Origin of the sequence: Micromonospora sp. S4605, assembly GCF_003176715.1 — a bacterium.
GTDB classification, from domain to species: Bacteria; Actinomycetota; Actinomycetes; order Mycobacteriales; family Micromonosporaceae; genus Micromonospora; species Micromonospora echinaurantiaca.
Genome location: NZ_QGSW01000371.1, coordinates 1 through 8,570 on the forward strand (window position 1 = coordinate 1; position 8,570 = coordinate 8,570).

Consider the following 8,570-nt stretch of genomic DNA (forward strand, 5'->3'; position numbering starts at 1 on the left):
GTTGACCATGCTCGCAGCTCTTCACTTGTGACCATCCGAACTCGACACTCAGATGATCACCGATGGGCTGCGAGCCCTTCACATTCGGGTCGCCCCAGCCGAAAGCCCCGCTCAACTTCGAAGAGCCTTCATGGATCGGCGTGGCGGGCGGCGGTCTGGACGTCGCGGAGGCTGACGCCGGCGTCGAGCATGGTGGTGACGAACGTGTGGCGCAGCATGTGGGAGTGCTGGTGCGCCTTAAAGTGAGGTGCGCCTGAGGCGTCGCGCCAGCACGCGGTTACGGCGCTGTTCCGTGGTTTCGCCTGGTTGGGCTTCCTCAAACAAGAGGGCGTGCTGGGTACGCGCCTTAAGCGCGCTGCGCTGCGCCCGCTCGGAGAAAATGGTGCTGGTGGCCTGGGCCGCGTTCGAGACAGCTGCGGCTGCCGTTCCCACCAGCAATCCTCGGAGTCCGTCGAAAGCTGCTCCGGTAGCTCCGCCCATTACGCCGAATGTCATGGACCGAGCCGCGTCAGAGAACGGAGCGGAGCGAGCCTTCCTTAGCGCCGATGTGGTCTGGCTCGCTACCCCTGCCAGGTGATTGCGTAGCTGGCGCTGAGTGGCCGTGTCGGCCATCCCGCCTTCAGTCATCACCGTTAGCTCTGCTAGCGCATCGCGCAGCGACTGGCGCCAAGCCTCCAACACTTCGGAATCGCGTCGGAGATTTACCACATCGCGTACTGGGAGATCGTTCAAGGCCGGCAGATGTACCGTTGCCAAGCTCTGCAGAAGCATGAATTCAAGATCCGCGTCGACTTGCCCAAGCCCATGCTGCGCCAACAGCAGGTAGTACCCCAGATGCTGCGCAGACGGCAGCCAGACGTCGGTTGCCGGCATCAGCCGACTGAATAGAAACCGCGGAAGGTCGAGACTCACCGCATGGAACATGTCGTGGGTGCTGAGCTCTACATAGTGGAGATGCTCCCGAAACCGCTGGGCACGTTTGCGGTTGGCGCGCTCGGGTTGATTCGGCCTGCCAACCCAATCGACCGGTCGCCCTGAGAAGCTCTCTTGAAGTTCGTCAAAGAGCTCTAGGAGCGCCCTGCGCCCGTCCGGGCTCTGACAGATGAGATCGAGACACTTCTCCTCCGCGTCGTTGACGCTGGGGAACTCGCGATAGTTTGGCGGTTCCAGCCTGACCACATCTGCTTCTACCAGCGCGCCGAACTGATGCCAGAATTCGAGGGCGCCGCGCAACACAACGGAGCGCTGATTCGGCGCTCCTCCGCTTGAGATGCCGATAATTGGATCGTAAAGTGCAACGCCATGACCGTAGAGCAGTGCCTGTCGGAGATCCTCGCTGATAACCGCAGTCCGTGGCGGCCGACGGGGGCCAAACATCGTCAAACCGCCGAAATTGTAATACATCTCCGACTCGAAGAGAGCAGGATGAAGCTCATTCGGTGGGGTGGTCGGACTTTCCTTGCCGGCATAGTAGGCAGCCAATCTGCCATCCAGCCAGGTCAGCCGGTCCGGATTCAGTGCTTCACGCCAGAGCGCCTTGTTGCGCTCGCCATCGCCAAGTAAATCGGCGATCGTGGCACCGAGCGCCTCTTCTATGATTCGTTCGCGTTCGTCCACTGACTTGACGCCCCAGTCTCGAACAGTCGAAATGCCCCCTTAGTGCAGTACAGCACACAGCGGGCCCCGAGCGCTAGCTCATGTCGGCGGCTGGATAATGGCGATGGTTCGGCGCGGAGTGAGTGCTTATTTCAGTGGCCGACGTATGACTGCCCATGCTCGCTCAGAGCAGGACACGCCCGATTGGCCGCGGTGAAGCGGCCGCGGGCCGCCGACCGGCCCGGATTTCCCCGTGGCTCGCTCGGCGGTGGAGACTCGTCGACTCAGCTCACCGTTCGTCCGAGGCCGCCGCGATCGCGGCGTACGGCCGGTGGGTGCCATCGCTGGGCCGATGCTGGCGCTCGACCTCCAGGAAGCCGGCGCGCGCCAACCGCTCGGAGAATTCGTCAGCGGGCCAGCGGTAGGCCGTCACGACTTTGTGGTCGAATGCAGCGACCTCGTCGCCGTCGAAGAAGCCGACCACCAGGGTGCCGGCTGGAGTGATCACCCGCCGGAACTCGGCGAGTGCCCCGTCGAGGTCCTGGGGCGGTAGGTGGATCAACGAGAACCAGGCCAGGATGCCGGCGATGGAACTGTCTTCGACGTCCAGGCTCGTCATCGACCCGAGTTGGTACCTACCGTGCGGATGGGCGGCCTGCGCATGGGCGATGAACTCGGGCACCACGTCGATCCCCGTCGCGTCGACACCCAGCGACCGGAGGTACCCGGTGACATGGCCCGGTCCGCAGCCCACATCGAGCACGTTGCCAGGCTGGATCGACAGATGGCGCGCGATGAAGGCGAGGTCATCGGCATGAACCTGCTGGCTCGTGCCGAACAGCTCGATGTAGAGGTCTGCGACGGAGGCATACGCGTCCCGAACCTGCTCCACGTTCACCGCGTGACTATATGAGAGCCCCGTCGGCCTGATGAGGGCGAGCACGTTGGCACTGACGAGGCTCCGGTCGGAAACCGGTTGAGCCTCGCGTCCGGGCTCCCGTAGGTTGCCTGCGGCCCGTCGCCGTGAGGACAGAGGACAAAACCGCGTGACCCCGCCTGCTCTCTAGACCTGACACATTCTTCCGCGCCCGGTAGCCGACGCTTCCGTCGGTGCTGGCGGGCTGCCCTTGTGCGCCCGGCAAACAGCGTCTGAGGTCGCGCGTAATCGGCCTCGTGTCAGGTCTAGCGAGATCAGGTCTAGAAAAATCGTGTCTTCACAACCTCATATCGTGCTGCCCTGGGTCGTTCGTCGCACCAGGCTGCCGCTGCTGTCGTTGCGGTGCGTGGACTGCCGATCGGAGTCGGCCACCACCGGCGAGGGCAGGTTCCGGGTCAACGCCAACGGCAAGCTGCTGGACGTGTGGCTGCTTGTCCGGTGCGTGTCCTGCGATCGGACGAGCAAGCTCACCGTGCACGAGCGCACGCCGGCCAGATCCTTCAGCCCGGCCGAGCTGCACGGCTACCACGTCAACGATCCGGAACTGGTGGCGGCCAGGCTGTTGGATCCGGCGCTCGCCCGGCGCAACCACTTCGCGCTGGACTGGGCGGGGGCCTGGCGACTGGACACCCCGTCGACCTGGCTCGACGAGGCGTGGCCGGTCCAGGTGCGGGTCGTCTTCGAGGATCCGGTACCGGTGCGTCCGGACCGGCTCATCGCGCAAGGTCTCGGGTTCAGCAGGAACGAGGTGCTGCGCCGGATCAAGTGCGACATTCCGCTGCGCCGTACCACGAGCACCGGATTCACCTTCACCGTGATGACCGCGAACTAGCGGCCGGTGGTCGGGCGGGCCACCCGGCCCGCCTGACCACCGGCGACACGGTGCCGACACCGTACGTGCACACCAGAGCCCGTCGCGAAACAAGCGTCAGGGGTTCGTCGGCGTGGACCGGCCGTGGCCGGCACGTGCCTCGGCGACCTGCGCCGCCTGGCGTTCCCGCCACCGCTTCTGGGCGTCGCGGTTGCAGACCCGGCACACCTTCCGGTAGCGGCCGGTCGCCGGATCGACCTCCCGGTCGTGGCCGTTACGGCACCGGGGGTGCTGCCGCCGACCGCGGCAGCTCTCGGCGTGGGTGACCTGGCGCAGGTGGGTCGGCTCGATGCAGTCCGGCACCCCGCACAGGTGGTGCACGCCGAGCGCCGGGTCGTAGCCGCCGACGAGGACGGCGAAGGCGGCGATGTGCGCCCACGCCCGACCGGCGAGCTTCTGGTACACGCCGCGCCGGCTGCCGTAGCCGCGGACGATCAGGCAGCCGTCGTCCCGGCGCACCGCGCGGCTCAGCAGGTAGGTCCGGAGGGTCTCCTCGGTGAAATGCCGGGACAGCCCGGTCACCTGCGACAGCACCCGGCCAGGATAGGGCGGCGTTCGGACGGTCCGCGCCGTGGGCGACGACGATGGTCCGGGACCGAAAAGGCCGCGAGCCGTACGCCCAGGGCCTGTTGTGCGGTGTGCGCCGGACGTGGCAGTCTGCTTGGCGCCCGGCCCCCGGAGGTGGCGCAACCACATGCTGGCCATCCATGACGCGTCCGTCGGATACGGCGACGCCCCGCCCGTGCTGCGGGGCGTCTCGGTGGCGGTCCACCCGGGTCGGGTGCTGGCGCTCACCGGATCGTCGGGCGCGGGAAAGACCACCCTGCTGCACGCGATGGCCGGGCTGCTGCGACCGCGCGCCGGCACGGTGACCGTCGACGGGCAGTCGCTGCGCGACCGCGACCACGCGGTGACGCTCGGGATCGTCCTGGTCCCGCAGGACCACGGCCTGGCGCCGATCCTGACCGCGGCGGAGAACGTGCAGGTGGTCCTCGTCGCCGGGGGCATGGCGGCCCCGCGGGCGCGCCAGGTCACCACCGGGACGCTGGACCGGTTGGGTCTGTCCGGTCAGGCCGACCAGCTGGTCGAGGAACTTTCCGGCGGCCAGCAGCAGCGGGCGGCGATCGCCCGCGGTCTGGCCCTGCGCGGCGGAGTCCTGCTCGCCGACGAGGTGACCAGCGAACTCGACGCGGGCAACCGGCAGCGGGTGCTGGACCTGCTGCACGACGAGGCCCGCCGGGGCGCGGCGGTCGTGTTCGCCACCCACGACCCGGAGGTGGCCGCCGCCTGCGACGCGGAACTGCACCTTGCCGACGGAGCGGCGGAGCTGCGGCGCGGTTGACGCCTCCCGGTGAGCATCAGCCCCCGGCAGGCGGCGGGCGGGTCCGGGACGTCGGGTAACCGGCCGGTATCGATCCGCGTGCGCGGGACGGCCGGTGGCCTCGTCGCTGACTAGCATGACCGTCCATGCTGGCCGTCATCGCGGGAGCACTGGCCGCCCGCCGGGCGCAGGCGCTGGCGGTGCTCCTGCTCGCGGTGCTCGCCAGCGCCGCGGCCGCGGCCGCGCCGATGTACGTGGCCGCCGCCGGTCAGGCCCTGGCCAGTCAGGAACTCGCCGTCGCCGGGCCCGACGAGCGTCGGGTGCGGTTCAGCTCGATCGCCGATTATCCGGGGATCCCCACCGATCCCGGCGTGGCGGCGTTCCGCGGTCAGGTCGAGCCGTTCGCCGCGGCCGGCTTCGAGGTCGTCCTCGGCGCGCAGGCTCCCGGCGTCGCCGCCGGCCCGGCCGGCACCGTCGCGTCGACCCTGGTCTTCCGGCAGGGGATCTGCGAGCGCGTCGCGGTGACCGGCACCTGCCCGGCGCCCACCGCCGGCGGCCAGCGACCCGAGGTGATGGTCAGTACGAACACCGCGACCCACCTCGGTGTGAGCGCCGGCGGCGAGCTGACCTTCGCTGGTGTGCCGCTGCGGGTCACCGGCGTCTACCGGCCGCTCGACCCGTCCGCGCCGTACTGGCTCGGCACCGAGTACCTCCCGCCGCCCGCGCCGGGCCCGCCCCCCGCGTCCTCGGTGGGCAGCGCGCGGGACGCCATCTTCACCGGCGGCGGATCCGCCCGCCTGGCCGACAAGGACGCCATCCTGCAACGGCCCACCGCCGACCTGTTCGTCACCGAACGGTTGGTACGCACCGGGTCGGTCGACGACCTGCGGGCCGCTGTCGCCACCGCCAGCGGCAACGCCGGGCGTGACCGGCTCGGCACCAGCACCAGCCTGCCCGACCTGCTGCACCGGGTCACGGTGCAGCGCGACCAGTTGGCCGTCGGCGTGACCCTGGGCGCCGGGCTGCTCGTCCTGCTCTGCTGGCTGGTGCTCTTCATGGCGGTGAGCTCGGCGGCCGACCTGCGCCGACCGGAGCAGGGCCTGCTGCTGTTGCGCGGAGTGCAACGCCGGCGGCTGTGGACGCTGGCGGTGGGCGAGCACGCCGTGCCGGCGCTGGCCGCGATCCCGCTGGGCTGCCTGGCCGGGCTGGCCGCCGTCGACCTGCTCGCCGCGCACACGCTGGCCGGCGAGATCGCGGTGGCGCTGGACCCCACCGCTGTCGGGTACGCCGCCCTCGCCGCGGTCGGGGCGCTCGCCGCGGTGCTGCTGGCCCAGGCCCGCAGCCTGTCCGCGCCGGTGGTCGACCTGCTGCGCCGGGTGCCCTCGCGGGTACGCGGCTGGCGGGCGAGCATCGGCGACGTGGTGGCGCTGTCGGTCGCCGTGGCCGCCGTGGTGCAGTTGCGGGCCGGCGGGGCGCCGTCCGGGCTCGCGCTGCTGGCGCCGGTCGTCGGCGCGCTCGCCGTGGGTGTGCTGCTGGCCCGGCTCGCCATGACCGTCGGGGCGGCGGTGGGCGCGCGGCTGCTGGCCCGGGGCCGCAACGCCGCCGGCCTGGCGCTGGTGCAGGTGGCCCGGCAGCCCCGCTTCCGGCCGCTGATCGCGCTGCTCACGGTGGTGGTCGCGATGCTGGCGTTCACCGCCGCCACGCGTGAGCTGGCCACCGCCGCGTACGCGGACCGGGCGACCGTGGACGTCGGCGCTGCCCGGGTGGTCGGTGTCGACGCGCTGTCCCGCAAGCACCTGTTGGACGCCGTCCGGGCGGTCGATCCCGAGGGGCGGTACGCGATGGCGGTGGTGGCGCGGAGCAGGACCAGCCGGGGCGACCTGCCGCTGCTGGCCGTCGACTCCGACCGGCTGGCGGCGGTCGCCGCGCCGCACCCGTCGTACGGGGTGCGGCTCTCCGACATCGCCGGCACGCTCCGCCCCCGGCCACCGGCCGAGCCGGTGGAGCTGCGCGGCTGGTCGCTGACCGTGGTGGTCACCGTCGACTACGACGAGGCCGCCTACGCCGGCGCCGAACCGCGCCTGTTCGTCTCGGTCGCCAGCCGGTCCGGCAGCCGCCGGATCACCGCGGACCGGCCGCTGGAGACCGGCCGGGGCGCGTACCGGGTGCCGGTGCCGGAGTGCGAGTCGCCGTGCCGGCTGGTCAACTTCGAGATCGCCACCCCGCTCACCCCTCGACCCCTGCGGGTCCGGTTCGAGGAGCTGCGCGTGCGCGCCGGGGACGGCGACACGGTCCGGCTGACCGCCGCCGACTTCGCCGAGGTCGGTCGGTGGCGGGCGTCGGACGAGCGGTTCTTCTCGCTGACGGCCGCCGGCGGCAGTGCGCCGGGGCTGGTCCTGGACGTGCCGGAGGGCCGCTGGCCGGATCCGATCGCGGTCGCCGTCGCCGACGCGCCCGATGTGCTTCCCGGCTGGCTGACCCGGTCGGCGGGAACCAACCTCGGGTCGGTCCGGTACGACGCCCTCGACTCGACCCCGGCCACGGCGCTGGTCGCCGGATTCGCCGCCCGGCTGCCGCGGTTCGGGGAGTCCGGTCTGGTGCTGGACCTGGAGCACGCCGACCGGCGCGCGGTTGGCGGCCAGAGCGGCGACAAGGAGGTGTGGCTGGGCCGGACGGCGCCCGCCGACGTGCTCGACCGGCTGCGGGCGCAGGGCCTGATCGTGCGGTACGAGCGCACGATCGGCGCCGAGCGCCGGACCCTGGCCAGCCAGGCTCCCGCCTTGGCGTTGGGGTTCAACCTCTTCGCCGCGCTGGCCGGTGTGTTGATCGGGGCGGCCGGCCTGGTCGCGATGGCGGTGGCCGAGCAGCGCAACCGGGTCACCACGATGGTGGCGCTGCGCCGGCAGGGGCTGTCCCCGCGCGCGGTCCGCGGCGGGTACGGCTGGCCGGTCGCCGCGGCCACCGCGGCGGGGGTGTTCGCGGCGGTGGCGATGTGGCTGCTCACCCGGCACGGGCAGCGGCTGTTCAGCGACGGGCGGTCGTCCGTGCCGATACCGGACTGGCCGGATGCCGGCGGGCTGCTGCTGGTCACGGTGCCCGCGGTGGCGCTGTTCGCGCTGGCCGCGGCGGTCCTCGGCCGGGTCCTCGCCGCCTCGGTACGCCGGCGGGCCGGCCGGTGAGCGCGCCGCCGCCCGACGGGGGCACCCCGGTCAGCTGCCACCGGCTGATCCACATCTACCCCACCGGGTCGGGGGACGTGGTCGCGCTGTCCGGGGTGGACCTGCACATCGCCGCCGGCGAGATGTTGGCGCTCGTCGGCCCGTCCGGCTCCGGCAAGTCCACCCTGGTGGCGATCCTCGGCGGCCTGATGCGGCCCAGCGCCGGTCGGGCCTACGTGGGCGAGCACGACCTGTCGCGGCTGTCGACCAGGCAGCTCGCCGCGTTGCGGGGCGCCGTGGTGGGCACGGTGTTGCAGGGCGCCGAACGCAACCTGCTGCCGTACGTGTCGCTGACGCGCAACGTCTGGTTGGCGCAGCGACCCGCGGCGCGGCTGCCCGGCCGCCGGCTCGACCCGCCGGAGGCGATCCTGGAGCTGGTCGGCCTGGCCGGCGCGGGCGGGCGGCGCGTCGGCGAGCTGAGCCCGGGCCAGCGGCAGCGGGCCGCGCTGGCGCAGGGGCTCGCGGCCGGGCCCGGGCTGCTGCTGGTCGACGAGCCGACCAGCCAACTCGACGGGCCGGGCCGGGACGAGGTGCTCGCGGCGTTGGAGACGGTCAACGCCGAGCGGGGCACCACCGTGGTCGTGGTGACCCACGACGGCGAGGTGGGTGCCCGGCTGGGTCGGGCGG

General features: G+C 71.7%; 8 protein-coding genes. 4 read left to right on the forward strand and 4 right to left on the reverse strand.

Features of this window, described 5'->3' with window-relative positions; genetic code table 11:
* Nucleotides 1-128 precede the first annotated feature (128 nt).
* The 3 genes from DLJ47_RS36465 to DLJ47_RS30780 all read right to left on the reverse strand — a co-directional run bounded on the left by DLJ47_RS36465 (nt 129) and on the right by DLJ47_RS30780 (nt 2,494).
* Nucleotides 129-320: a tyrosine-type recombinase/integrase gene (locus tag DLJ47_RS36465; RefSeq protein ID WP_233258107.1), complete on the reverse strand. Its 192-nt coding sequence runs from the start codon at nt 318-320 to the stop codon at nt 129-131.
* On the reverse strand, nt 238-1,617 hold the full coding sequence (locus DLJ47_RS37280; RefSeq protein ID WP_146228235.1) for a hypothetical protein: 1,380 nt from the start codon (nt 1,615-1,617) through the stop codon (nt 238-240). Before DLJ47_RS37280 ends, DLJ47_RS36465 begins: the two co-directional genes overlap by 83 nt.
* Before the next feature lie 268 nt (nt 1,618-1,885).
* Entirely contained in the window at nt 1,886-2,494 is a 609-nt protein-coding gene (locus DLJ47_RS30780; protein ID WP_109905285.1) for a class I SAM-dependent methyltransferase, read from the reverse strand.
* 331 nt (nt 2,495-2,825) lie between these two features.
* Between DLJ47_RS30780 and DLJ47_RS30785 the strand changes: the two genes are divergently transcribed.
* Nucleotides 2,826-3,365 (forward strand): DUF1062 domain-containing protein, encoded by a 540-nt coding sequence (locus DLJ47_RS30785; RefSeq protein ID WP_233258108.1) that lies wholly within the window; start codon nt 2,826-2,828, stop codon nt 3,363-3,365.
* Nucleotides 3,366-3,461: 96 nt separating this feature from the next.
* Here the strand turns inward: DLJ47_RS30785 and DLJ47_RS30790 are convergent, their stop codons facing one another.
* The gene (locus DLJ47_RS30790) at nt 3,462-3,938 is read right to left on the reverse strand and encodes an HNH endonuclease (RefSeq protein ID WP_109905277.1); all 477 of its coding nucleotides are present in this window, start codon (nt 3,936-3,938) and stop codon (nt 3,462-3,464) included.
* Between the two features lie 160 nt (nt 3,939-4,098).
* On the opposite strand from DLJ47_RS30790, the gene DLJ47_RS30795 reads away from it, so the two are divergent.
* The 3 genes from DLJ47_RS30795 to DLJ47_RS30805 all read left to right on the forward strand — a co-directional run.
* Entirely contained in the window at nt 4,099-4,746 is a 648-nt protein-coding gene (locus tag DLJ47_RS30795) for an ABC transporter ATP-binding protein (RefSeq protein ID WP_109905279.1), read from the forward strand.
* Nucleotides 4,747-4,871: 125 nt separating this feature from the next.
* Nucleotides 4,872-7,904, forward strand: a complete 3,033-nt coding sequence (locus tag DLJ47_RS30800; RefSeq protein ID WP_109905281.1) for an FtsX-like permease family protein — start codon at nt 4,872-4,874, stop codon at nt 7,902-7,904.
* Nucleotides 7,901-8,570, forward strand: a 670-nt coding sequence (locus DLJ47_RS30805; RefSeq protein ID WP_109905283.1) for an ABC transporter ATP-binding protein, incomplete at its 3' end; no start/stop codon positions are given. The genes DLJ47_RS30800 and DLJ47_RS30805, both read left to right, overlap by 4 nt.

Bases quoted from the DNA above. Each gene is read 5' to 3' on its own strand.
- DLJ47_RS30795 (WP_109905279.1), top strand. From the start codon at position 4,099: ATGCTGGCCATCCATGACGCGTCCGTCGGATACGGCGACGCCCCGCCC.
- DLJ47_RS30800 (WP_109905281.1), top strand. From the start codon at position 4,872: ATGCTGGCCGTCATCGCGGGAGCACTGGCCGCCCGCCGGGCGCAGGCG.